Annotated in this window: 21 protein-coding genes; 16 read left to right on the top strand and 5 right to left on the bottom strand. The window is 52.4% G+C overall.

What is annotated here, in order from left to right; translation table 11 throughout:
* Positions 1-104 precede the first annotated feature (104 nt).
* Positions 105-794: a thioredoxin domain-containing protein gene (locus LX66_RS00235; protein ID WP_145709878.1), complete on the top strand. Its 690-nt coding sequence runs from the start codon at positions 105-107 to the stop codon at positions 792-794.
* 126 nt (positions 795-920) lie between these two features.
* Here the strand turns inward: LX66_RS00235 and LX66_RS00230 are convergent, their stop codons facing one another.
* Positions 921-2,420 (bottom strand): carboxypeptidase M32, encoded by a 1,500-nt coding sequence (locus tag LX66_RS00230; protein ID WP_145709877.1) that lies wholly within the window; start codon positions 2,418-2,420, stop codon positions 921-923.
* 152 nt (positions 2,421-2,572) lie between these two features.
* On the opposite strand from LX66_RS00230, the gene LX66_RS00225 reads away from it, so the two are divergent.
* From LX66_RS00225 to LX66_RS00205, 5 genes are all read left to right on the top strand, one after another.
* On the top strand, positions 2,573-3,667 hold the full coding sequence (locus LX66_RS00225) for a Nif3-like dinuclear metal center hexameric protein (RefSeq protein WP_145709876.1): 1,095 nt from the start codon (positions 2,573-2,575) through the stop codon (positions 3,665-3,667).
* An 8-nt stretch (positions 3,668-3,675) separates the two neighbouring features.
* Entirely contained in the window at positions 3,676-4,428 is a 753-nt protein-coding gene (locus LX66_RS00220) for a zinc ribbon domain-containing protein (RefSeq protein ID WP_145709875.1), read from the top strand.
* A gap of 177 nt (positions 4,429-4,605) precedes the next feature.
* Positions 4,606-6,084, top strand: coding sequence for a tetratricopeptide repeat protein (locus LX66_RS00215; RefSeq protein ID WP_145709874.1), 1,479 nt, complete (start codon positions 4,606-4,608; stop codon positions 6,082-6,084).
* A gap of 170 nt (positions 6,085-6,254) precedes the next feature.
* The gene (recN, locus tag LX66_RS00210) at positions 6,255-7,904 is read left to right on the top strand and encodes a DNA repair protein RecN (protein ID WP_145709873.1); all 1,650 of its coding nucleotides are present in this window, start codon (positions 6,255-6,257) and stop codon (positions 7,902-7,904) included.
* 66 nt (positions 7,905-7,970) lie between these two features.
* On the top strand, positions 7,971-8,783 hold the full coding sequence (locus LX66_RS00205) for an enoyl-ACP reductase FabI (protein ID WP_145709872.1): 813 nt from the start codon (positions 7,971-7,973) through the stop codon (positions 8,781-8,783).
* Positions 8,784-8,904: 121 nt separating this feature from the next.
* Here the strand turns inward: LX66_RS00205 and LX66_RS00200 are convergent, their stop codons facing one another.
* Entirely contained in the window at positions 8,905-9,126 is a 222-nt protein-coding gene (locus LX66_RS00200) for a DUF2795 domain-containing protein (protein ID WP_012794455.1), read from the bottom strand.
* Between the two features lie 149 nt (positions 9,127-9,275).
* On the opposite strand from LX66_RS00200, the gene LX66_RS00195 reads away from it, so the two are divergent.
* Positions 9,276-9,881, top strand: a complete 606-nt coding sequence (locus LX66_RS00195) for an ABC transporter ATP-binding protein (RefSeq protein ID WP_244620246.1) — start codon at positions 9,276-9,278, stop codon at positions 9,879-9,881.
* Between the two features lie 8 nt (positions 9,882-9,889).
* On the opposite strand, the gene LX66_RS00190 is transcribed toward LX66_RS00195, so the two are convergent.
* From LX66_RS00190 to gatC, 3 genes are read right to left on the bottom strand one after another with little or no spacing between them, the layout of a single operon-like run.
* Positions 9,890-10,450, bottom strand: coding sequence for a cob(I)yrinic acid a,c-diamide adenosyltransferase (locus LX66_RS00190; protein WP_145709870.1), 561 nt, complete (start codon positions 10,448-10,450; stop codon positions 9,890-9,892).
* The gene (locus tag LX66_RS00185) at positions 10,440-11,162 is read right to left on the bottom strand and encodes an ABC transporter ATP-binding protein (protein WP_145709869.1); all 723 of its coding nucleotides are present in this window, start codon (positions 11,160-11,162) and stop codon (positions 10,440-10,442) included. Before LX66_RS00185 ends, LX66_RS00190 begins: the two co-directional genes overlap by 11 nt.
* A gap of 11 nt (positions 11,163-11,173) precedes the next feature.
* Positions 11,174-11,464 (bottom strand): Asp-tRNA(Asn)/Glu-tRNA(Gln) amidotransferase subunit GatC, encoded by a 291-nt coding sequence (gene gatC / locus LX66_RS00180; RefSeq protein WP_145709868.1) that lies wholly within the window; start codon positions 11,462-11,464, stop codon positions 11,174-11,176.
* Positions 11,465-11,641: 177 nt separating this feature from the next.
* On the opposite strand from gatC, the gene trpS reads away from it, so the two are divergent.
* The 9 genes from trpS (at position 11,642) to LX66_RS00135 (ending at position 24,492) form a co-directional block, all read left to right on the top strand.
* Positions 11,642-12,646, top strand: a complete 1,005-nt coding sequence (gene trpS / locus LX66_RS00175; RefSeq protein WP_145709867.1) for a tryptophan--tRNA ligase — start codon at positions 11,642-11,644, stop codon at positions 12,644-12,646.
* Positions 12,647-12,778: 132 nt separating this feature from the next.
* Positions 12,779-13,414: a deoxynucleoside kinase gene (locus LX66_RS00170; RefSeq protein ID WP_145709866.1), complete on the top strand. Its 636-nt coding sequence runs from the start codon at positions 12,779-12,781 to the stop codon at positions 13,412-13,414.
* A gap of 92 nt (positions 13,415-13,506) precedes the next feature.
* Positions 13,507-14,328: a hypothetical protein gene (locus LX66_RS00165; protein WP_145709865.1), complete on the top strand. Its 822-nt coding sequence runs from the start codon at positions 13,507-13,509 to the stop codon at positions 14,326-14,328.
* 3 nt (positions 14,329-14,331) lie between these two features.
* Positions 14,332-16,383 carry a ComEA family DNA-binding protein gene (locus tag LX66_RS00160; RefSeq protein WP_145709864.1) on the top strand — a complete coding sequence of 684 codons (2,052 nt, stop codon included), beginning with the start codon at positions 14,332-14,334 and terminating at the stop codon, positions 16,381-16,383.
* A gap of 195 nt (positions 16,384-16,578) precedes the next feature.
* Positions 16,579-19,788, top strand: coding sequence for a SusC/RagA family TonB-linked outer membrane protein (locus LX66_RS00155; RefSeq protein WP_145709863.1), 3,210 nt, complete (start codon positions 16,579-16,581; stop codon positions 19,786-19,788).
* Between the two features lie 14 nt (positions 19,789-19,802).
* Positions 19,803-21,239 (top strand): SusD/RagB family nutrient-binding outer membrane lipoprotein, encoded by a 1,437-nt coding sequence (locus LX66_RS00150; protein WP_145709862.1) that lies wholly within the window; start codon positions 19,803-19,805, stop codon positions 21,237-21,239.
* Positions 21,240-21,507: 268 nt separating this feature from the next.
* Positions 21,508-22,995, top strand: coding sequence for a T9SS type A sorting domain-containing protein (locus LX66_RS00145; protein WP_145709861.1), 1,488 nt, complete (start codon positions 21,508-21,510; stop codon positions 22,993-22,995).
* Between the two features lie 80 nt (positions 22,996-23,075).
* Positions 23,076-23,390: a DUF3467 domain-containing protein gene (locus LX66_RS00140; protein ID WP_145709860.1), complete on the top strand. Its 315-nt coding sequence runs from the start codon at positions 23,076-23,078 to the stop codon at positions 23,388-23,390.
* A gap of 22 nt (positions 23,391-23,412) precedes the next feature.
* Positions 23,413-24,492, top strand: coding sequence for an Ldh family oxidoreductase (locus LX66_RS00135; RefSeq protein ID WP_145709859.1), 1,080 nt, complete (start codon positions 23,413-23,415; stop codon positions 24,490-24,492).
* Positions 24,493-24,505 lie beyond the last annotated feature (13 nt).

The raw sequence follows: 24,505 nt of genomic DNA, 5'->3' as shown, positions 1-24,505 counted from the left end.
ATGATATTTATATGATACTGGTCAACAAATTCCTCCGTATTGGGTGATGTTGATCAGTTTCAGGAACTTTGCAGAGCTAACAGGAATAAAAATAACCAAAACGAATGAATAAATATTTGAAACCGGGCCTGGCCATGATGATCTTTGCCAGCCTTTCACTGGCTGCAAAGGCCCAGGAAGTGGATGTGATCACTTTTGAGAAAGGAGTGCAGCAGCCTGCTGTGCAGTTGTTTGATGTAAGAACGGCGAAGGAATTCAATGCCGGCCACCTGGCGGGTGCGCTGCAGGCGGACTACACGGATAAAAAGGAATTTGCCCACCGGGTGCAGTACCTGGACAAACAAAAGCCGGTATACATCTACTGCCTGAGCGGGGGCCGCAGTGCTGCGGCCGCCAAATGGATGCGGGAGAACGGCTTCAGTAAGGTAGTGGAAATGGAAGGCGGCATCCTGGCCTGGAAGCAGGCCGGCAAAGCGCTGGAAGGCGGCGCGAAGCCTGAAGAACAGCTTTCTGTGGCCGGCTTCCGGCAGGCAATACAAAAAGGGCTGGTGCTGGTAGACGTAGGTGCGCCCTGGTGCCCGCCCTGCCGTAAAATGGAGCCTGTGCTGCAGGAATTCCTGCAGGCCCACCAGCAGGTGCGGCTGGTAAAGGTGGATGGAGGAAATGATCAGCAGGTTATGCAATCCATCCGGGCCCATACATTGCCCACCTTCGTTTTTTACGAGGATGGTAAGGAAACAGGCCGGAAGGAGGGCGTGATATCGCTGCAGGAGCTGGAGGGGATGATGAAATGATAAATGTAAAATGATGAATGTAAAATGTAAAAGTTGGCGGCAATGTCTAATTTGGGCAATTTAGTTGTACTCAAGACATGTCCACCAATTTTTACATTTGATATTGATTATTTGAAATTTTACATTCTAATCTAAGAACTTCCCTTCCGCATACTCCAGGAAATACCGGAAGTCCAGCGGCTGCCCGGTCACCTTTTCGCATAATTCATTGGAGGTATAATAGCGGCCATGGCGGTGAATGTTTTCCCGCAGCCAGGCCAGCAGGGGGCCGAACTGCCCGGCCGCGATCTGTTCCGTCAGCCCGTTTAGCTGCTGCTGCGCGGCGGCAAAGAACTGTGCAGCGTAAAAGCTGCCCAGGGAATAGGTGGGGAAGTACCCGAAGCTGCCGTGCGACCAGTGAATATCCTGCAGGATGCCCCGCGTGTCATCGGGCACGGTTACCTGCAGGTATTGCCGGTAGTGAGCATTCCATACCTGGTGCAGGTCTTTGGTGGTATAGGCGCCTTCCAGCAGTCCCTTCTCTATTTCATAGCGGATCATTACATGGAAATGATAGGTCAGCTCGTCCGCCTCCGTACGGATCAGCGAGGGCTTTACCTGGTTGATGGCCTTGTAGAACTGCTCCAGCGGCACCTGTTGCAGGTGGTCCGGGAAGCTGCGCTGCAACTGCGGGTAATAGTGCTGCCAGTAGGCCAGGCTGCGGCCCACGTTATTTTCCCACAGGCGGGACTGGGACTCATGAATGCCCAGGCTGGCGGCTTCTCCGCAGGGAAGCCCGTATTCCTCCGGGTTCAGTCCCTGCTCATACAGGGCATGGCCGCCTTCATGTATGCAGCTCCAGGTCATATTGCCAAAGTCGTTCTCGTCAATGCGGGTGGTCACGCGCACATCCTGCGGGCTGAAGCTGGTGGTGAAGGGGTGCTCGGAAATATCCTGCCGGCCCGCCGCCATATCGTATCCCATATCTTTCAGCAGGGCCATGCCCAGGTCCCATTGTGGCTGCCGGGCATAATGCCGGTGCAGGAAGCTGCTGTCCACGGCCGGCTGCTGCATTACCTTTTGCAGCAGCGGTGTGAGGGCCGTTTTGGCCGCGTCGAACACCTTGTCCAGCATGGCGGTGGAGGCGCCTTTCTCGTATTCATTCAGCAGGGCGTTGTAGGGATGGCCTTCATAGCCCAGTATGTGGGTTTCCTGCTGCTTGAGCAGGATCATTTTGGCCAGCAGCGGCTCAAACTCCGCGTAGCTGTTGGCTTTGCGGGCTTTTATCCAGGCATGGTAGCAGGTGTTGGTGGTTTGGGAAAGGTCTGCTACAAAACTGGAGGGATATTTTTTATTTTTTTCGTAGTCTTCCAGGGAAAGGGCCACATTCTTTTGCTGCCGGGGCGAAAGGTCGCCACGGTGGCGCAGCTCCTGCAGTATCTCGCCCAGCTCGGGTGCGGTAAATAATTCGTGGGCGATGGTGGAGAGGGTGGTGAGCTGCTGCCCGCGGAAGGCGGCCCCTTTTTCCGGCAGGTAGGTTTCCTGGTCCCAGCCCAGCACGGCCATGGCATTGCGCACATCGGCCACCTGCTGCATCTTTTGTTGATAGGCTGTATAAAGCTCGTCTGTTGATTTAACCGTTATCATGGGGGCAAATTTATCATTTCACAGGGACTTCACAGTAGTTAGACAGGAGTTTACCAAAGGTTTTACCGCAGCTACAGGGGGGAAACACCGGGAAAACACCGCTATTTCATAAGGGCCCGTGAAAATCCTGTTAAAACCATTAATTTTCCCCTATGAAGATAAAAGAAGTGACCGATGTCCTGGCATCGTTTGCCCCTTTGCAATACCAGGAAGGTTATGACAACGCCGGGCTGCTGCTGGGCGATCCCAACCGGGAGCTGACCAATGCGCTGCTAACCCTGGACGCCACGGAGGCGGTGATGGAGGAAGCCATTGCCCGCGGCTGCAACCTGGTGATCGCCCATCACCCCATTATATGGGGCGGGCTGAAGAAGATCACCGGCAGCAATTACGTGGAGCGGGTGGCCATTAAGGCCATTAAGCACGATATAGCGGTATATGCTGCGCATACCAACCTGGACAATGTGCGCAACGGTGTCAGCGCCATGATGGCGCAGCGGCTGGAGCTGCAGGACTGCCGGGTGCTGGCCCCCGGGAAAGACCTGCTGAAAAAGCTGTACACCTTTGTGCCCCATGCGGATGCGGAAAAGGTACGGGCCGCGCTGTTTGCCGCCGGCGCCGGTAATATCGGCCACTACAGCGAGTGCAGCTTTCAGGCGGAAGGCAGCGGCACTTTTAAGGCCGGCGCCGGCACCAACCCTTATGTAGGAGAGCAAGGGCAGCGGCATACGGAGCCGGAAACCAGGCTGGAAGTGGTCTTTCCTGCCTACCTGGAGCGGCCGGTGCTGCAGGCCCTGCTGGGCAGCCATCCCTACGAGGAGGTAGCCTACGACATTGTACGGCTGGACAATGCCTATGAACAGGTAGGATCCGGGCTTAGCGGCCGGCTGCCGCAGCCCATGGAGGAGATGGACTTCCTGCGCCTGGTAAAAGAGCGCTTCAATACCGGCTGCGTACGGTATACGCCCCTGCGGGGCCGGCCGGTACAAAAGGTGGCCCTGTGCGGCGGTGCGGGCAGCTTTTTACTGAAACAGGCCATTGCAGCGGGGGCAGATGCATATATATCCGCCGATTTCAAGTATCATGAGTTCTTTGATGCTGAAAACCAGCTAATTATAGCAGATATAGGTCATTTTGAGAGCGAGCAGTTCACTATAGAATTATTTTACAATATTTTGACGGAAAAATTTCGTAATTTCGCGCCTCTTAAATCTACTATTCAAACAAATCCGGTAAATTATTTATAAAACAATATATGGCTACCGTAAAAGAATACTCCGTAGAAGAAAAACTGGTGTCTGTACTCAAGTTGCAGAAGATCGATTCCAAGCTGGACGGGATCCAGGTGCTGAAGGGAGAATTGCCAATAGAAGTGAAAGACCTGGAAGACGAAGTGGAAGGGCTGAACACCCGCCTGACCCATGTGGAAGACGAGCTGCGCGGCATCCAGGATTTTATCGCCAACAAGAAGGCCGCCATCAAGGAGTCTGAAGCCCTGGTGAAGAAGTATGAGAAGCAGCAGGATAACGTAAAGAACAACCGTGAGTTTGAGGCCATCACCAAGGAAATTGAAATGCAGACGCTGGAGATCAAACTGGCGGAAAAGCATATCAAGGATGCGAATGATGAAATAAAGGATAAAACCCGCCTGCTGGAAAACGCCAAAAAGGCGATCGTGGAGAAAGAAAATAACCTGAAGCACAAGAAAGGCGAGCTGGAAAAGATCATCGCGGAAACCGACAAGGAAGAGCGCCAGATCCGTAAGAACAGCGAGGATGCCCGTACCAAGGTAGAGCCCCGCCTGCTGGCCGCTTATGAGAAGATCCGTAAGAACTACCGCAACGGCCTGGCCGTGGTATCCATCGAGCGCGATTCCTGCGGCGGCTGCTTCAACGCCATTCCCCCGCAGCGCCAGGCAGAGATCCGCCAGCGTAAAAAGATTATTGTATGCGAGCACTGCGGACGTATCGTAGTGGACAATGACCTGGACGCTACCGTAACGATATAATTGGCAGTTTGCAATTGGCAATTGGCAGTAAGACCGCCAACTGCCAACTAACGACTGTCAACTAAAAAAGTCCCGTTCTATCCCGGCTATGCCGGGACAGGAGCGGGACTTTCACTTTTTTATGCATTGCATGCAGCGGACACGTTAGTTGGAATAGAATTTGAAATACTTTTGCGCATGCGCATTTTCTTATCACTGATCTTACTGAGTATAGCTTTTACCGTTACCGCCCGCGAGCCGGTATATGATTTTAACACCCGTTGCCAGCAAGCCTACGAAGCCATTATGCAACTGCGCATTAACGATGGCAAGGCCCTGCTGGCGGCGGAGAAACAGGAGCACCCGGATAACCTGATCCCATATTTCCTGGATAACTATGCTGATTTCTTCCCCCTGTTCTTCAATGAAGACCCGGCCATGTATGCTGCCACCAAAGGAGCCCGCGCCACCCGCCTGTCAAGGATGGAGCAGGGGCCGGACAGCTCTCCCTACCACCTGTTCACCCAGGCGGCCATCCATTTCCAGTGGGCCATGGTACGCATCAAGTTCGGGGAAAAATGGGACGCCGGCTGGGAGATCCGCAAGGCCTATATGCTGCTGAAGGACAACCAGCGCAAGTTCCCGCAGTTCCAGCCTAACAGCATGCTGTTGGGCGCCATGCAAACCGTGTTTGGCACCATCCCGGACGGCTACAAGTGGGTAAGCAATATACTGGGCATGAAAGGCAGTATCAGGCAGGGGATGGACAACCTGCAATCGTTCATTGACAGCAATGCGCCCCTGGCCCGTCTTTTCCGCCCCGAAGCATATTACTATTACTGCTACCTGAAGCAGTTCATGGAGAACAACCCCGATGAACTGTGGCAGTTCATCCGGCAAAAGCAACTGGATACCCGCAACAACTACCTGTTCGCCATCATGGTGGCCAGCCTGGCCGCTACCAACCAGAAAGCGGTGCTGGGCATAGCCGTGCTGACGGATCGGAATGATAACGTGCACTATGTGGATATTCCCTATGCGGACTGCCTGCTGGGGCAGCTAAAGCTGGCCCGTATGGACGACGATGCGCATGTGTACCTGGAAAGATTTATCAGGCGCTATAAAGGCAAGTTCTACCTGAAGCATGCCCTGCAGCGGCTTAGCTGGTACTATTACCTGCACGGGAACATGGACGCCGCCAATAAGTACCGCGCCATGATACTGACCCGCGGCAGCACGGAAGCCGATGAGGACAAGCAGGCCCAGAAAGAGGCCAAAAGCGGCAAATGGCCCAACCCCCTGCTGCTGAAAGCGCGCCTGCTGAGCGATGGCGGCCTTTTCCAGGAGGCGCTGAAACAAATGCAGACCAAAAAGGCAGCCGACTTTGCCCTGCTGGAAGAAAAGCTGGAATATGCCTACCGCCTGGGCCGTATCTATGATGAGATGGGAATGGACGACCAGGCCATTGCCATGTACGAAGCCACTGTAAAAGTAGGCGCCAACCGCCCGGAATACTATGCCGCCCGCTCCGCCCTGCAAATGGGAAACATCTACGAAAAGCGCGGGGATAAAGCCAAAGCCCGGGAATGCTACCAGGCCTGCCTGAACATGGAGGGCCATGATTACAAGAACTCGCTGGACCAGCGGGCGAAGGCCGGGTTACAGCGGGTGAAGTGATGTGCGGATGTGCCGGCAGCGCAAAGCGGAGGGATGCTGTGCGCATATACAATTCGTTCCTGCCGGCTTACTTTGTACCTGCTATGAGCACATCAGCACATTGTTAATAACTTATTGCTTAAAATTCAGGCTTTTCATTTTAATTCGTACCAGTAACACAAACTCCCTATATGTTACAGAAACTGACTATTAAGAACTATGCGATCATTGACCACCTGGAGGTAGATTTCTCCGGCGGCCTTAACATCATTACAGGTGAAACGGGCGCAGGTAAATCCATTCTCATGGGAGCTTTGTCTTTAATACTGGGAGAACGGGCCGATCCCGGCGTATTGTTTGACAAGACCGGCAAGTGCGTGGTAGAAGGCATGTTCAAGGTGAAAAAAGCGCAGGTAGCCGATTTTTTCAGGCAGCATGAGCTGGACCTGGAAGACATACTGATCATACGGCGGGAGATCAGCGCCGCCGGTAAGTCGCGCGCATTTGTGAATGATACGCCCGTGAACCTGGGACAACTGGGAGACCTGAGCAATTACCTGGTGGACCTGCACCAGCAGTTTGACACGCTGGACCTGGAAAAAAGCGATTTCCAGCGCGCCGTGATAGATGCGCTGGTCAACAGGCCGGAACAGTTGCAGCAGTACCAGCAGCAATGGCAGCGCTACAGCCAGGTGCAAAAGGAACTGAAGCAATTGCAGGATCAGCGGGATAACGCCAATAAAGAGCTGGACTACAACAAATTCCTGCTGGACGAGATGGAAGAGGCGGCCTTTACAGAAAATGAAATAGAGCAACTGGATGCAGAATTACAGGTGCTGACCCATGCAGAAGAGATCAAGAATACCCTCACCAGGGTATGCTACCAGTTGAAGGAAGATGAGCAGCCCATCCTGCAGCAGCTCAAACAACTGCAGTCCGCCCTGCAGGGCCTGGCAGGCTTCCAGCAGGAGCTGCCTGCATTGGCGGAAAGACTGCAATCGTCCTACGTGGAGCTACAGGACATAGCGGATGAAGTAGAGCGCATTAATGACGGCGTGCAGTATGACGGCGCCCGCATAGAGCTGGTGAATGAAAGGCTGGCCACCGGCTACCGGCTGCTGAAAAAGCACGGCGTGCAGACCACGGCGGAGCTGCTGCAGTTGAAAGCGGACCTGGAGCTGCGCGTGGAAAGCGCGTTGAACCTGGACGACCAGTTGTTGCAACTGGAAAAAGAACTGGCCGCCCTGCAGCAGTCCCTGCAGCAAATGGCGGATGCCATCACCGCCCAGCGCCGGCAGCAGGCAGCGCCCTTTGAAAAGAAGGTGAACGCCCTGCTGGCGCAGGTAGGCATGCCCAATGCCCGCCTTAAAGTGGATATTGTGCAGGGAGCGCTGCAGCCTTTCGGGCAGGATAATATCGAGTTCCTGTTCGACGCCAACAAGAGCGGGCAGTTTGCGGCTATACGAAAAGTAGCGTCCGGCGGGGAGCTGAGCCGTCTCATGCTGTGCATCAAATCGCTGGTAGCGCAGTCCGTAGCATTGCCCACCCTGATATTTGACGAGATAGACACCGGTATTTCCGGCGAAGCCGCCCGGCAGGTAGGCATGATCCTGCGGGACCTGGCCGGCGCGCACCAGATCATCTGCATTACTCACCAGCCGCAGATCGCCGGCAAGGCCAATGCGCATTACTTTGTGTACAAAGAGGCCCGGTCCGGTAAGGTAACCACCGGGGTGCGGCTGCTTACCGAAGAGGAGCGCATTAACGCTATCGCACAAATGCTGAGTGGCGAAAAGCCTACGGCCGCTGCATTGGAGAATGCCAGGGAGATGGTGAAGTGAGGGAAAGCTAATATCTGATTTTTCAACTATAACAACTATTTTTGCCGAAATCAATTTTTTGACCCAATGGCTCATAACTTACTACAAGGAAAAAAAGGTATCATATTCGGCGCGCTGGACGAGCATTCGCTGGCATGGAAAACGGCGCTGCGCTGTGTGGAAGAGGGCGCGCAGATAGTGCTGACCAATGCGCCTATTGCTTTGCGTATGGGAGAGATCAAGAAGCTGGCGGAAACCTGTAATGCACCCGTGATTCCAGCCGATGTTACCAATATGGAAGACCTGAAAAATCTCTTCACGAAATCCATGGAACATTTTGGCGGTAAAATAGATTTTGTGCTTCATTCAGTAGGTATGGGCATGAACGTGCGTAAAGGCAGGCCCTATACGGACCTGGATTACGACTTCAATCACAAGACCTTTGACATTTCCGCCATGTCACTGCACCGTGTGCTGCAAACCGCCTACCAGGTGGACGCTATCAATGATTGGGGCTCCGTAGTGGCGTTGACGTACATTGCAGCACAGCGCGTGTTCCCGGATTACAGCGAAATGGCCGACGCCAAGGCCCTGCTGGAATCCATTGCCCGCAGCTTTGGCTATCACTATGGCATCCGGAATAAAGTGCGTATCAACACGGTATCCCAGTCGCCCACCAAAACCACGGCCGGCAGTGGCGTAAAGGGTTTTGACGGCTTCATGGCCTATGCGGAGAAAATGAGCCCCCTGGGCAATGCTACGGCCGATCAGTGCGCCAATTACTGCGTGACCCTGTTCTCAGACCTCACCCGCATGGTGACTATGCAGAACCTGTTCCATGACGGTGGATTCTCTTTTACCGGGGTGTCGGCAGCAATCGCAGAACAAATGGAAAAATAATAGCGGGGTTCCCGTTGAAAGTAATGAAAAAGCCGTCCCGTTCAGCTATGTAGCGGGGCGGCTTCATTCTTTTTAGCATAGGAGAGCAGCACAAGGGTCAACAACCTGGATACTTTACGGCCTAATACTCGTCTTCATTGAAGAAAAAGTCGTCCTGAGACGGGTAGTCGGACCATATATCCTCGATCCCTTCATAAATCTCCCCTTCATCTTCCAGTTCCTGTAAATTCTCAATCACTTCTATCGGTGCACCGGAGCGGATGGCGTAGTCTATCAGTTCGTCTTTCGTAGCTGGCCAGGGAGCGTCCTCCAGGTATGAAGCTAATTCTAATGTCCAGTACATGTTATTAAAATTTTTACTTTCTTTAAATTTTCGCAAAAGTATTATTTAATTTGAAATAAACAACTATTACTATTTTAACGGTTAATTACTTTTCTTTGAGTATGTTAGTTGCTCGCAATCTTACCAAAAATTATTCCAACTTACAGGTTTTGAAGGGGGTAGACGTAACCGTTGAAAAGGGGGAGATCGTTACCATTGTAGGGTCTTCCGGGGCCGGGAAAAGCACCCTCTTACACCTGCTGGGCACCCTGGATACCCCCTCTTCTGGGGAGGTATGGCTGCGGGATATGAACCTGACCGCCCTGAGGGGAAACGCCCTGGCCGACTTCCGGAACCGTCATATTGGCTTTATTTTCCAGTTCCACCATTTGCTGCCGGAGTTTACCGCCCTGGAAAACGTATGTGTGCCCGGTTTTATTGCCGGTACCCGGAAAGCGGAGGTCCGGAAGCGGGCCGCGTTCCTGCTGGATACCCTGGGCCTCGGCGACCGGGTGGACCACAAACCCAATGAGCTGTCCGGCGGCGAGCAGCAGCGGGTGGCGGTAGCCCGCGCCCTCATCAATACCCCCGACATTGTAATGGCCGATGAGCCAACCGGTAACCTGGACTCCAAAAATGCCCGGGAGCTGCACCAACTGTTCCTGGACCTGCGGGACCAGTTCCGCCAGACCTTTATCATCGTTACCCATAATGAAGAGCTGGCGCCCATGAGTGACCGGCAACTGGTGATGAAAGACGGAAAAATAATTAGCTGATGGGCGGGTCACACCCGCGGTTTCCAGGTAATTTCCGCTACGCCTAAACGATGCCCCACCCAGCGGGCCAGTACAAACAGGTAATCGCTCAGGCGGTTAATGTACTGTAATATCAACGGATCAATGGGAAGGCCCTGCTCCTGCATGCCCACGCACAAACGTTCTGCACGCCGGCATACGCAACGCGCAATATGGCAGGTAGATACTGCTACATGGCCGCCGGGCAGTATGAAGGATCTCATCGCCGGCAGCTCCCCGTTCATCTGGTCAATGCTGTTTTCCAGGAGCTGTATGTCCCCGGCTTGCAGGTCGGGAATGCTCAATTTGGTTTCCTTTTCCGGATCGCAGGCCAGGGAGGAGCCGATGGTGAACAGGCGATCCTGTATCTCCTTGAGCAGGGTATTGACGGCCTCGTCGTTGATATGGTCATTCACCAGGCCGATGTAAGAGTTCAGTTCGTCTATAGTGCCGTAAGTATCAATGCGGATATGGCTTTTGGGCACTTTGGTGCCGCCAATGAGCGCGGTTTTGCCCTTGTCGCCGGTTTTGGTGTATATCTTAAGCGCCATCGTGTTTTAATTGCAGGTGCTTTTCATTCAGCTTGTCGGTTTCTATTAGGCCGTCCCGCAGGCGTACCACGCGCAGGGCATGGTCTGCAATATCCTCTTCATGGGTCACCAGCACCACGGTATTGCCGGAAGCGTGGATCTGGCCGAATATCTCCATGATCTCCACGGAGGTTTTGGTATCCAGGTTACCGGTGGGCTCATCGGCCAGTATGAGGGCCGGGTTATTCACCAGCGCCCGGGCGATGGCCACGCGCTGGCACTGCCCGCCGGACAGCTCGTTGGGCTTGTGCTTGTAACGATCTCCCAGCCCCACTTTTTTCAATACGTCCAGGGCTCTTTCCTCCCGGTCCTTTTTACTGACGCCGGCATAGATCAGCGGCACCGCTACATTTTCCAGGGCGGAGAGGCGGGGCATGAGGTTGAACTGCTGGAACACGAAGCCTATCTCCTTGTTACGCACGCGGGCCAGCTCGTTGTCTTCCATCTTGCTCACATCATGGCCGCTCAGGATGTACCTGCCGCTGGTAGGGGAGTCCAGGCAGCCCAGCATGTTCATGAGGGTAGACTTGCCGGAACCGGAAGGGCCCATCAGCGCCACGTATTCGTTCTTGAAAATATCCAGGGATATGCCTTTGAGCACCGGCAGCTCGTTGCGGCCGATGAAATAGCTTTTACGGATGTTCTCCAAATGAATGACGGATTCTGGGCGCATAGCAATAGCAATTATTTCTTGATAACTTTCGGTACCCTGAAGTACTGGTCGTTGGAGGAAGGCGCGTTCTGCAATCCTTCTTCGCGGGTAATGGACGGTACCACTTTATCTTCACGGAATACATTGTAGTTGGCTGTCATGAACAACAGGGGGGGAACGTTGCTGGTATCCAGTTCGTTCAGCTTTTCCACAAAAGTGATCATCTGCTGCAACTCCTCCTGGATGCCCGCTTTTTCCTGCTCGCTAAACTCCAGCCTGGCCAGGTCTGCCAGTTGCTGTACCAATGCATCGTTTACTTCCATGATCTCAAAGATAATAAATTCCAAATCCCAAGCACCAAATTCCAAATCCCAAATCCCAAATTCCAAAATTGGCGGATATCATCTGGCCTGTTAGCAACTGCTGTTTACGCAGGCACTTGTCCGGTAGTTTGGAATTTGGGATTTGGAATTTGGAATTTCTTAATTTTGACCTCCATTATGGCAACAGGAAAAGAAATAGTAGTAAGCGGCATCCGCTCCACCGGTTTTTTACATTTAGGCAATTATTTTGGCGCTATCCGCAATTACATCCGGATGCAGGAAGATTATGACTGTTATTTTTTTGTAGCGGACTGGCATTCGCTTACTACGCATCCGGACCCCAAAGACCTGCGGGGCAATGTGTTCCGCGTGCTGGCAGAGAACATCGCCTCCGGCCTGGACCCCGAAAAGGTAGCCCTGTATGCCCAGAGCGATGTGCCGGAAATAGCAGAGCTGTACCTGTTGCTGAACATGCTGGCCTACAAGGGCGAGCTGGAAAAGGTGCCTACCTTCAAGGACAAGGTGCGCCTGCAGCCCCAGAATGTGAATGCAGGCCTGCTCACCTATCCGGTGCTGATGAGCGCCGATATACTGGTGCACCGCGCCGTAAAGGTGCCGGTAGGCAAGGACCAGGAGCAGCACCTGGAAATGGCGCGCAATTTCGCCCAGCGGTTTAACAACCGTTACGGCCAGTTGTTCCCCGAGCCGGTTGCCTTCAATTTCGGCGACAACCTGATCAGGATACCCAGCCTGGACGGCACCGGTAAAATGAGCAAGAGCGAAAATGAAATGGCCACCCTGTACCTGGCGGATACGGACGAGCAGATCCGCAAGAAGATCATGAAGGCCAAAACAGACAGCGGCCCCCTGGAGCCGGGCGCCCCCATGCCGGAAACCATCGCCAACCTCTTTTTGTTAATGCAGCAGGTATCCGCGCCGGCAGTGATCAGCGATTTTGAGCGCGCCTACCAGGACCAGGCTATCCGTTACGGGGACCTGAAAAAACAGTTGGCGGAAGACATGGTACGCTTTATTGCACCTATCCGCGAAAAGGCGCAGGAGTTGCAGCAGGACAAGCCCTACCTGAACCGTATCATGAAAGCCGGTGCAGAGAAAGCCCGGGCAAGTGCGGCACAAACTTTGCAAGCAGCAAGGAAACTGATCGGGATCGACTACTATTGAGATACGATCAATATCCGTTAAGGGGCAACAGGGGAAGTTTTTTTACATAAAACCCATTTATTTATGTAAATTATCCTTCACTATAACACTTACCGGGTCCTAACGACTTACTACTTACCACTATAAATAAGCATGGCAAAACAAAATAAGATCAAGCACATCGCAGTAGCCGGGAACATTGGCGCGGGAAAAACCACCCTTACGGAATTACTGGCCAAACATTATAAATGGGCCCCCCAGTTTGAAGATGTGGAACACAATCCCTACCTCAATGATTTTTATGAAGACATGCCCCGCTGGTCCTTTAACCTGCAGGTGTATTTCCTGCACGGCCGCCTGAAACAACTGCTGGAAATACAGAATGGCAAAGACACCGTGATACAGGACCGCACCATTTACGAAGATGCCCACATTTTTGCACCCAACCTGTATGAAATGGGACTCATGACCAAACGGGACTTTGATAATTACTTTAACTTTTTTGAAACCCTGAAATCGATGGTAAGACCCCCGGACCTGCTGATCTACCTGCAGGCGTCCGTGCCCACGCTGGTAGCGCAGATACAGAAACGCGGCCGTGAGTATGAGGAGAATATACGCCTGGACTACCTGAAACGGCTCAACGAATACTACAATAACTGGATAGAGAAGTATAAAGAAGGCCCCTTGCTGGTGATAGACATTGACAAGAACAAGTTCCCCGACAGCGAGGAAGACCTGGGAGAGATCATTTCCCGGATCGACTCCCAATTATATGGGCTGTTTTAAATTTTTTCTTTTTTACTTTTTACTTAATTTGCCCCCTCTCTCTGTTGCATCCCATCTCTCCCTCAAAATTTTGTTACCAACCAACCATTCTTATGAGAAGGAGCATTGTTACTATTGTTTTCACCCTGGGTATTTCCACGTTATATGCCCAGCCGGTGTGGCTGCCCGGAGGTCCGCAACAGGTAGGCGGTACCTACAGCCAGCAGTTCCAGCACGTTTTTTCTGCTTTGCACAACCAGGCTGCACTGGCAGCGCTGCCCGCCATAACGGCCGGGGTATATGCAGAGCGCCGCTTTATGCTGAAAGCCACCAGCCTGTATGCGTTAGGCCTGGCAGTACCTACCGCTTCCGGTACATTCGGTCTTTCCCTGCGGCATTTCGGCTATACGGCCTTTAACCAGCAGCAGTTGGGCATTGCCTATGGCAGGAACCTGGGTAGCCGCGTGAGCATCGGCATGCAGGTAGACTACCTGGGCCTGTCTATGCAGCAGTATGGCCGTACCGGTACCGTGACCTTTGAGGCGGGCTGCCTGTTCCATGTTACGCCGCAGTTGCATGCGGGTGTCCACGCCTTTAATCCTGTAGCGCAGCAACTGGACAAAAGCGGCCGGCAGGATATACCGGTAGTGTACACGGCCGGCGCAGGCTACGAAGCTTCCAGGGACTTTTTATTGAGCGCAGAAGTGGTCCATACCACGGACCGCGCGCTTACCACCCGGCTGATGTGCGAGTACCGCATTGTACCGCAACTGTCTGTGCAACTGGGGCTTTCCACGGACCCGCAGCTCAGCGGCGGCGGCGTGCGCTTCTCCTGGCAATCCCTGCATATTTATTTGTCGGCCCATTACCATTCACAATTAGGTATTACCCCGGCTACCGCCATTACCTGGCAGCCCCACCCTAAAGAAGCATAGCTTATGACCCGTACCATATTGATAGGAGGCTGCCTGGTGCTGGCAGCCTGCCTGCCCCTGGATGCCCGGCAATTGCCGGACTACCTGCCTGCTGCAGCAGAAGAGCAACTGGAGAGCAGCGAAACAGCGGTGGAGGACGACAGCCGCTGGCAGGACCTGCAGGCTTATACGCGGCACAAGATCCCGCTGAACACGGCAGATGCCGCCGCCCTGCAGTCGCTGGGACTGCTCACGCCATTGCAGGTACGCCACCTGCTGGATTACCGCCGGCTGCTGGGCGCATTTGTCAGCATTTATGAGTTGCAGGCCGTGCCTGGTTTTGATCCTGCCCTGGTAGGCCGGCTACAGCCCTATGTAACCGTGGGCAATGACCTGGAGCCGCATTATACGTTGCGGGATTACACGCGGAAGGGAGAACATGCCCTGCTGCTGCGGTATGGCCGGCAGTTGGAAAGCGCCCGCGGTTACCGGCCCCGCGATACCCTGCCCCCGCATTATGCCGGTACCCCCGACCGGCTGCTGCTGCGTTACCGCTACCATTTTCCGCGCTATGCCAGTTGGGGCGTTACCATGGAAAAGGATGCCGGGGAGCAGTTCTTTAAAGGCGCCCAAAAACAGGGCTTTGATTTTTACAGCGCCCACCTGTTCATCCGGAATTACAGGCATATAAAGGCGCTGGCCCTGGGCGATTTTACGGTGAACATGGGGCAGGGCCTTACCAACTGGCAGGCTTTCGCGTTTGGTAAAAGCCCGCTGACCGGGCAGATCAGGCGGGAGGGGGAAGTGCTGCGGCCTTATTCCTCGGCCGGGGAATTCTATTTTTTCAGGGGCGTGGGCATAACCCTGCAGCAGCGGTACTGGCAGTTGACCGGCTTTGTGTCGCGGCGCAGCCTGGACGGGAACACAGGCAATACGGACTCGCTGCAGGCGGAAGCCGCCATCAGTTCCCTGGTGCCCGGGGGCTACCATCGTTCCATAGCGGAAGCCGCCAGGCGGGGCGCGCTGCAGCAACTTACAGCCGGTGGCAACCTGGCGTATGACAATGGCAACTGGCATATAGGGCTGAACGTTATTCAGCATCGTTTTTCCGCTCCGCTGGAGAAAGGGGATGCGCCCTATGACCAGTTCTCCCCGGCAGGCCGCCAGTTGTTCAATGCCAGCCTGGATTATGCCGGCACCTGGAAGAACGTGCATTGCTTTGGCGAGGCGGCCGTGGATGGCAACGGTCACCTGGCCATGGTGCATGGGCTGGTAGCCAGTGTGGCGCCGGCTGCGGATGTGGCGCTGCTGTACCGGCATTACAGCCGTGCTTACCAGTCCATGTACAGCAATGCGTTCGGCAACAACCAGCACCCGGTGAACGAGAGCGGCTGCTATGCAGCAGTAGCGCTGAGGTTTACCCCGCAACTGAAATGGGAAGCCTATGCGGACCTCTTTCGCTTTCCCTGGTTGAAATACCGCAGTGATGCGCCTTCCACCACCGGGCGGGAGCTGCTGATGTCGCTCACCTACACACCCGGGAAGCTTACAGAAGCCTTTATCCGCTACCGCTACAAGACGGGTATGGAGAATATGGCCGGCACGGACAGCTATATAGCGCCGGTGGTGCCGGTATCCAGGCGCAGTTGGCGCTGCCAGCTAAGTATGTCGCCGGGCCCGCAGTGGAAGCTGCGCAGCCGGCTGGAGCTGACGGATTACCACAAAGAAACCGTGCATGAGCAGGGCTGGCTTTGCTACCAGGAGCTGCAGTACCGCCTGCCTGCTTACCGGCTGCGGCTGTCCGGCAGGCTTACCTGGTTCAGCACCGGCGGCACCGGCAGCAGCGTATATGCCATGGAGAGCAATATGTTATACAGCTACAGCGTGATGCAGCTTTACGGGGAAGGCTGGCAGTATAATATTAACCTGAAATGGAACATCAACCGGCGCCTTGCCTTTTGGGCAAGATGGAGCCGGGTAGCCTACCGGGATGTGACCAGTATCGGGAGTGGCTGGGAGGAGGTGGCAGGATCCCGGAAAAGCAGTGTTCAGTTGCAGGTACAACAGTTGTTTTAGCAAGGAAACCGGGCAACTTGCCAATAAGTGTAAAAAATACATATTTGGGTATTTTCAATTTAACTACCTGTTTTTTAACAGCAATATGAATTAAATATTAAAATATCCTTAACGATATGTTAATTTTTTCTTGGGTCGAAGTAAAAATTTTATCTAAATTGTGGGCCGTGTCAACCAAAATCTAAATCGTTCATAATGAAAAAGGCGTTACTCTTTTTCACCATGCTTATGGTGATAGTAACCCTGGCCTTTGCACAACAACGCCAGGTTACAGGTAAGGTAACAGGAAGCGATGGAGCTCCTATACCGTTTGCTACAATCCAGATTAAAGGGACAAACTCAGGTACCACCACCGACCAGGACGGTAATTTCAAATTAAATGTTACGGGCAACGACGACGTATTGATCGTAAGAAGCGTAGGCTTTGGTACTAAAGAAGTACCTGCAGGCGCTTCCAGCACGGTAGACGTTGTACTGGAAACCAGCAGCGAAAGCCTCCAGGAAGTGGTAGTAACTGCATTGGGTATCCAGCGTAAGAAAAACGAATTGCCCTACTCCGCGCAGAATGTGGCCGGCGAGGACCTCGTTAAAGTAAGGGAATCCAACATCTCCAACTCCCTGTCCGGTAAGGTAGCCGGCCTGGAGGTGCGCAGGAACAACAGCTTAGGCGGTTCCACCAACGTGGTGCTGCGTGGTAACAAATCCCTGTCCGGCAACAACCAGGCGCTGTTTGTAGTGGATGGGGTACCTATTGACAACTCCAATACAAACTCAACTGATCAGCGTACAGCTCGTGCCGGTTACGACTATGGTAACGCTGCTGCGGACATCAACCCGGATGACATTGAATCTGTGAACGTACTGAAAGGAGCCGCCGCTACTGCACTGTATGGTTCCCGCGCTGCCAATGGCGTGATCATGATCACTACCAAGAAAGGCCGCAGAGGCCTGGGCGTAACGGTGAATTCTGGCGTAACCATCGGTAAGGTAGACAAGAGCACCTTTGCCAAGTACCAGAAAAGCTACGGCGCCGGTTACGGTCCGTATTATGACTCGCCGGACGGTTACTTCTTCTACGAGGATGTAGACAATGATGGTACTCCCGATCTGATAGTACCTACCACAGAGGATGCCTCCTGGGGAGCAGCGTTTGACCCGAGCCTGCAGGTATATGGCTGGTACTCTTTTGACCCCAGCAATCCTTACTTCGGACAGAAAAGACCCTGGACGGCAGCAGCGAACGATCCTTACTCATTCTTCCAGACAGCTACCTCCACTGTTAATAGTGTCATGGTAGACGGTGGCGGAGACCAGGGTTACTTCAAATTAGGTTATACTAAGAACATAGATAAAGGCCTGCTGCCTAACAGTAGCATTAAAAAGGACCAGATCAACTTCGGCGCTTCCTATAACATTACGCCCAAGCTGACTGCCAGCGCCTCCGTCAATGCTACCATCCTGAAAGGGCTGGGCCGCTACGGCACCGGTTATGACTCCAAGAACCTGATGACGAATTTCCGCCAGTGGTGGCAGACCAACGTGGATATTAAAGAGCAGGAAGATGCCTATAACAGGACCAAGGAAAACATCACCTGGAACCAGGCGGGAGTAGGTACGTTGAATCCCATTTACTGGGATAACCCTTATTGGACCCGTTACGAAAACTTCCAGAACGACCAGAGAAACCGTTATTTCGGTAACGTGATGATGACTTACAAGATTGCGGACTGGGTGGATGTAATGGGCCGCGTTTCCCTGGACCGCTATAATGAAAGGCAGGAAGAGAGAATTGCCATCAGTAGTATTGATCCTTCTGAATATTCCAGGTTTGAGCGTTCCTTCAGCGAGTACAACTACGACTTGATGCTGAACTTCCACAAGCAGCTCAGCAGCGACTTCAACCTGGGCGGTGTGCTGGGTGGCAACGTAAGAAGGACCAAGATCGAGTCCATCCGCGCCACTACCAACGGCGGACTGCTGATCCCCCGTTTGTATGCCCTGCTGAATACCGCCAACCCGATGGAAGCGCCTGAAGAGATTGCCTCCCTGGAAGAAGTAGACGGTATTTTTGCTGCCGCCAACCTGGCCTATAAGGAAATGCTGTTCCTGGATATTACCGCCAGAAGGGACCAGTCTTCCACGCTGCCGGACGGCAATAACGCTTACTACTATCCGTCCGTATCACTGGGCTTCCTGTTCTCCAAGCTGACAGCATCCAGCCTGCCCTGGCTGTCACATGGTAAGGTGAGGGCTAACTACGCAGAAGTAGGCGCCCCGGCTCCCGTACTGTATACCAAGGATTACTATGATGTGCCTACCGGTATCGATGGCGTGCCCCTGGCCTCTATTAACAATACCAAGTATAATCCTGACCTGAAACCGGAACGCACCAAGAGCTGGGAAACCGGCCTGGAAGCAGGCTTCCTGAACGGCAGGGTAGGTTTTGACGTAACATATTACAACACCCGCTCCCTGGACCAGATCGTGGCCATGCCTGTTTCAAGGGCCACCGGTTACGACTTCAAGGTGGTAAATGCCGGCGAGATCCAGAACAAGGGTATAGAAGTATCCGCATTCGGTACACCGGTAAGAACACCTTCTTTCTCCTGGACCATTAACGTAAACTGGTCAAGGAACCGTAACAAGGTAAAATCACTGCCGGAAGGCGTGCAGAACCTGCAGCTAGGCGCCATGCAGGGCGGCGTTTCTGTTAATGCTTCGCTGAATGAGCCTTACGGCACCATCAGGGGCACTAACTTCGTGTATAACGAAAATGGAGAAAAGCTTGTTGATGAAGATGGTTACTACCAGATATCCGGCACTTCCAATGAGATTATTGGTAATGTAAACCCTGATTGGATCGGGGGGATTTCCAATACCCTGAAGTATAAAGACCTGGCGTTGAACTTCCTGGTAGATATGCGCAAGGGTGGTGATGTGTTCTCACTGGATATGTACTATGGTCTGGCTACCGGTATTTATCCTGAAACAGCGGGCTTAAATGACCTGGGCAATCCTGTAAGGAACTCTCTTTCTGACGGCGGTGGTATCATCCTGCCAGGCGTAACAGCAGATGGCAAGGTGAACGAAACCCGTGCAGAGATGGCTTATGGTACTTACGGTTACGTCTATAACCCGGCTGCAGCTTTTGTATATGACGCCAGCTATGTGAAGCTGAGGGAAGTATCCCTGACCTATTCACTGCCCAGGAGCCTGATGTCAAGGCTTCATCCTATCAAAGGAATTGACTTTTCACTGATAGGCCGCAACCTGTGGATTATTCATAAAAATCTGCCTCATGCAGATCCTGAAGAAGGCATGAGCTCCGGTAACGTACAGGGTTACCAGGCAGGTGCTTACCCTACCGCCAGAACCTTTGGTTTTAACGTTAAAGTGAGATTCTAAAAAATCTATCAATTATGAAGAAGCTGAAATTAACATATATACTTTCTACCGCAGCAGTGCTGCTGGCAGTATCCTGTACCAAGGACCTGACCAAACTGAATGAAAATGAGAAAAAGCCCGATGCGGTAGTGGCATCCACCCTGTTCGCCAATGCGGAACTGGCGGTAACGGATGTTTTGACCAGCACCAACGTAAACCTGAACATTTTCAGGTTGCTGGCCCAATACTGGACTGAAACCACTTATACGGACGAAAGCAGGTACAACCTGGCGAACCGTAATATTCCCCAGAACGTATGGCATGCGCTGTATCGCGATGTGCTGACAGACCTGGCGGAGGCAAAAGCGCTGGTGGAAGCCGATGCTACCCTGGATGCCGGTGTGAAAAAGAACCAACTGGCGCAGATCGATATAGTGAATATCTATACCTACGCTGTTTTAATAAATACCTTTGGTGACATTCCTTACACAGATGCCCTGGATATAGAAAATCTTTCTCCTAAGTACGATGATGCCCACACCGTTTACCTCGACCTGCTGGACAGGCTGGATGTGGCTATCAATAACCTGGACGTAGCTTCAGAAAGCTTTGGCAGCAGCGATTTATTGTATCGTGGAGATGTAGCCGCCTGGGAAAAATTTGCTAACGCTTTGAAGATGAGGTTAGCAATGGTAATCGCCGATTCAGATCCGGCTGTGGCTAAAGCAGCTATTGAAGAAGCTTCGCCCAATGCATTTTCTTCCAGCGATGATGACGCCATTTTTGAGTATTCCACTATTCCACCAAATACCAACCCGCTATGGGTGGACCTGGTGCAAAGCGGTCGTTTGGATTTCGTGGGGGCCAATACAACAATAGACACCATGAATGCCCTGAACGATCCCAGGAGGCAGTTTTACTTCAATGAAGCGCCCGGAGGGGGATATAAAGGTGGCATTTATGGCGCCAGCAACAGCTATAGCTCATTTTCTCCCGCAGGTGACCTGCTCCGCGCCAAAGATTTTCCTTCTGTATGGATAGACTATATGGAGGTAGAATTTCTGCGTGCTGAAGCCGTTGAAAGAGGGTTCACTGTAGGCGGTACTGCCATGACACACTATAATAACGCTATCACTGCTTCCATCATCAATTGGGGCGGTACGGAGGCGCAGGCGCTTACTTACATTGCTCAGCCTAATGTGAATTATCTTACTGCTACCGGCGGCTGGAAAGGAAAAATAGGCGTACAAAAGTGGCTGGCGCTGTACAACCGCGGTTTTGAAGCCTGGACAGAGTGGAGAAGACTTGATTATCCCGAGCTGGTAGCTCCGCCGAGAGCATTATCAGACATTCCGGTACGTTATACTTATCCTGTAAGTGAGCAGAATCTGAATAAGATCAACTATGATGAAGCTGCTGCAGCTATTGGTGGGGATGATGTAGCAACGAAGCTGTTCTGGGATATGCAGTAGCAGATGTTAAATACATAATATTCCATATTGTGAAAGAGGCTGTCTTTTTTCGACGGCCTCTTTTATTTTTGCTATTTCATTTTAGTTAATATCTTTGTAAAGTTGGTAACCCATATAGTATACACCCTATATCAACTACCCTTTGATGGTTTGAGTACAGGGAGCCCTAATCAACCTTTATAGCATATTCACAACCTAAGTGTGTAATCAGAATACAAGTCTATATTAAGCACTTATATTATTTGTTAACAGTTATAAACTCAACTCCATGAAAACCCAATTTACTCTCAAGTCCCTATTCGCTTTATTATTTTTTATTCATTTTCAATCTCAATTATTCTCGCAAAGTATCAGCGGCCCAGCTACAGTATGTCCTAATGCAGGAACGGTACGTTATACTTTTAATAACGCCTCCCCATGTTCCAATCTTCAGTGGCAGATACAGGGGGGACAGGTAACTATTATAAATCAGGTGAATAATTACATTGATCTTCAATTTCCGGCAGTACCATCGGATGTTACCTACCGCATCAATGTCGGTTATATCTGTACAGCAGGTAACGGGAACACCTCCCGTGATGTATTGGTGAAGGCTGGACCTACTATCGCAACTCTCTCTAGAGCTATATCCTGTGGTTTCCAGGGGAACTATACGTTTGATATAGATGTCGTGCCTGGGACCTGGACGGATGTACAATGGACTACCAATACTGGCTGGGTGCCCGGAAGTGAATGGCACGACCCAGGGACGATTGAGTGGCATCATAAAGAATACACCGTCAATAATTTAAATGGCGGTTATGTTAAAGCTGTTGTGCTGGGCACAGGATGTTCCAATGCGCCTATTTACGAATTGACTTACAACATTACCAGGTCTCCTGATAATACTTTACCTGCACCCGCTTTTACGTCCGGTAGCGCTACAGGTGTTTGTGGCACTTCTGTGGTTAATGTTGCGGTTACCCCGCCGCCGGGTAGCGTAGCTCCTACCGGGTACCGCTGGTACAGCACTCCGGCTAATGTGTTGAAAATAAACGGAGGGGTGCATAATGATGCCAGTACAGCATTGCTCACCTCTACTCCATCCGTTAATATAACGGTCAATGGTACTCAGAGCGATGTAGCCGCTACGGTTTACGTAAGTGCAGAATATCCCGGTGGATGCAATACGGCTTTTGCGCCCAGGCAAATAAATGTAGCCGGTACAGTCCCTGCTGCCCCTACAGTTACTTCTACACTTTTATCAGATCCTGGCGAACCTACAGAGTACCTGTTTACGGCAACTCCTATGAGTAATGTTATCTACGATTGGTACTTATCCGGGGGGACATTAGTAAAGAGTAGTACCGAGAACACGTTTGATGAATATTTCCCCTGTCGTGTTAGCCGGACTTATTATTGTATCGTCCGTAACTCCTGCGGCTCCTCCGCTCCCAGCAACAGCGTAACGAGAACCGGCGGATGCAGGGATAGGGAACGGGTAAGTAACTTTACTATTTCCCCTAACCCTGCTACCAATATTGTCACCATTGCTGTAAAGGAAAACCCAGTTGCTAAATCAGCAGAAACATCATCCGTAGCCTCATTTAACGAAGTTAATATATATGATTTCAACGGCAACCTGGTGAAGCGCCAGCAATATGCTCCGGCCAGGCAAGGAACCATAGATGTAGGCAATTTAAGAACAGGCACCTACTATATTGAAATAAAGAACGGCCAGTATACAGAAAAACAGACATTGATCATCCAGAAATAGCGGCATACCGCCCCCCTATAAAAAAAAGAGACCTTGAATCCAAGGTCTCTTTTTTACTTTTGTACCTTAAACCTACCATCATGGATAATCAGCATGAAGAGCAGAACCAGTTGAATATAGAACTGAGTGAGGAAATTGCAGACGGTATCTACGCCAACCTGGCCATTATCACGCATTCCAATGCGGAGTTTGTAGTGGATTTTGTGAATGTAATGCCCGGCCTGCCTAAAGCCAGGGTGAAGTCCCGTATTATTTTAACGCCTCAGCACGCCAAGCGTTTTATGAAGGCGCTGGTGGATAATATCAAGAAATATGAATCGGTGCATGGCCCTATACAGGACCAGGACCCCGTATCACTCCCTATGAATTTTGGCGGACCTACCGCCCAGGCCTGATCAAGACTACTGATACAAAAGCATGAGCCATATTCTTTCCTACCCTTTACTAAGGGAATTTACCCAGGAGGTATTTGTACGGATGGGCTGTTCCCTGGAGCATGCGGATAAAGCCAGTGAAGTACTGCTGTCCGCCGACCTGCGTGGCGTTGATTCGCACGGCGTGGCCCGCCTCAGCGGCTATGTGCGCCTGTGGGAAGCCGGCCGTATCAATACCCGGCCCGATATGCATATTGTGCATGAAACGCCCAGCACGGCCGTAGTGGACGGAGATGGCGGGCTGGGACTGGTAGTGGCGCCTTTTGCCATGGAAGTGGCCCTGCTGAAAGCGGAAACAGCGGGCAGCGGCTGGGTCAGCGTAAAAAATTCCAATCACTTCGGCATTGCCGGCTATCATGCCATGATGGCCCTGGAACGGGATATGATAGGCATGGCCATGACCAATGCCAGCCCCCTGGTAGCGCCCACTTTTGCCAAAGAGCGCATGCTGGGCACCAACCCGATCGCCGTAGCCATTCCCGCCGGGGAGCAGCCGGCCTTTGTAGCGGATTTTGCCACTACCACGGCGGCTAACGGCAAGCTGGAGATATTACAGCGCAAGCAGCAGCAGGCGCCCTACGGGTGGATACAGGACAAGGAAGGCGCTCCCAGCGCGGACCCGCACGAGCTGCGGAACGGGGGGGCTTTGCTGCCCCTTGGCGGCGACCGGGAACACGGAAGTCATAAGGGGTATTGTTTGGGAGCAATTGTTGATATATTTTCGGCCGTTCTTTCGGGCGCCAATTACGGGCCCTGGGCCCCGCCCTTTGTGAGCTTTTTGCCCCTGCCGCCGGATCCTGTAGGGGAGGGACTGGGTCACTTTTTAGGCGCAATGCGGGTGGATGCATTCCGCCCCGCAGCGGAATTCAAGACGCATATGGATCAATGGATCGGGCGTTTCCGCTCCGCTGAGCCGGTCAGCGGTGAACAGGTGCTTATACCGGGCGATCCCGAACGGGTGATGGAGCAGGAAAGACGGGAGCAGGGCATTCCCCTGCTGGAGCCGGTGCTAAAGGACCTGCAGGAAGTAGCAGTGAAGTTTAAGCTTACACTCAATATATAAAACACTCAAAGAA

Source organism: Chitinophaga japonensis (assembly GCF_007830125.1).
Classification (GTDB): domain Bacteria; phylum Bacteroidota; class Bacteroidia; order Chitinophagales; family Chitinophagaceae; genus Chitinophaga; species Chitinophaga japonensis.
This window is presented reverse-complemented; position numbering and strand designations above follow the sequence as displayed.